Origin of the sequence: Verminephrobacter aporrectodeae subsp. tuberculatae At4, assembly GCF_000193225.1 — a bacterium.
In the GTDB taxonomy this organism is placed as follows: domain Bacteria; phylum Pseudomonadota; class Gammaproteobacteria; order Burkholderiales; family Burkholderiaceae_C; genus Acidovorax; species Acidovorax aporrectodeae.
The window spans coordinates 1-1322 of sequence record NZ_AFAL01000843.1 but is presented as its reverse complement, the minus strand read 5'-3'; the positions used below and the strand labels follow the sequence as shown (position 1 = coordinate 1322).

The 1322-nt window shown below is 67.9% G+C and carries 1 protein-coding gene; it reads left to right on the top strand.

All coding sequences use genetic code 11. From position 1 onward, the window contains the following. A partial coding sequence (locus tag VTU_RS29565; RefSeq protein ID WP_010108983.1) for a SwmB domain-containing protein occupies positions 1–1322 on the top strand: 1322 nt, incomplete at both ends.

The following is a 1322-nucleotide window of genomic DNA, read 5'->3' as shown; positions in this document are numbered from 1 at the left end:
GTGGTGAACGGGCGGCCAAGACCGTCACGCTCACGCTGAGCCGCGCCGTGACCCCGGCTGAGACGGTAAAGGTCAGCTACACCAAACCCGCATCCGGCGCCGTGGTGCAGGACGCTGCGGGCAACGACGCGGCGGACTTCAACAGCCAGGCGGTGGCGAACAACACACCCCGGGTGCCCAACGAGGGGCTCAACGCCACCATCAGGATCACCGACCGCGCGCTCACCGCGGGCGAGAGCACAACAGTCAGCTTCACCTTCACCGAGCCCGTCAACGGCTTTGACGCCAGCGACATCACGTGCACCAACGGCACACTGAGCACGCCCACGGCCAACGCCGAGCGCACGGTCTGGACAGCCACCTTCACGCCCACGGCCAACGTCAACGCCCCGGTGAATGTCATCAACGCAGACCTCGCCAAGGTGAGCGACAACGCTGGCAACCCCGGCGTGGGTGAGGCCACGAGCGCCAACTACGCCGTGGACACCCGGGATACCACGCCCCCGCTGTTCCACAGCGCCACGGTCACCGGCGACCAGCTGGTGATCACGTACACCGAAGCGGGCACCCTGGACGCGGCAGCGCTCGCGGGCAACGCGGGCTTTACGGTGAGCAGCAGCACGGGCACGGCCATTACCGTGAGCAGCGCCGTGGTGAACGGGGTGGCCAAGACCGTCACCCTGACGCTGAGCCGCGCCGTGACCAGCGTGGAGACGGTGAAGCTCAGCTACACCAAGCCGGCATCCGGCGCCGTGGTGCAGGACGCTGCCAGCAACGACGCAGTGAACTTCAGCGACCAGGAGGTAAAGAACGACACGCCCGCGCAAGCAGACACCGCGGCCCCGCTGTTCATCGACGCCTCGGTCAACGGCAACCAGCTGGAGCTCCACTACGCCGATGCAAACCACCTGAACGCAAACCACACCACGCCCGCATCGGCGTTTGCGCTGAGCAGTCCCGGCGCTGCGGCCATCAGCGTGAGCGACGTTGCCATCACGGGCAAGACCATCACGCTGACGCTGAGCCGCGCCGTGGCCAATGGCGAGAAGCTCACGCTCAGCTACACCAAGCCGGCGACTGGCGACAACGCGATACAGGACGCGGCAGGCAACGCCGCGGTGGACTTGCACAACCAGACCGTGTACAACTTCACGCCCGCACCGGCCCCCGCGCCCGGACCCGGACCCACGCCCGCGCCGGAACACGACCCCGGCACGTCCAATGCGGACCACGACGGCGTGCCCGACGCGCAGGAAAATCAGGCCATCGGCCCCAAGGGCTCCGCCCCCGGCGACGGCAACAACGACGGCATCCAGGACAGC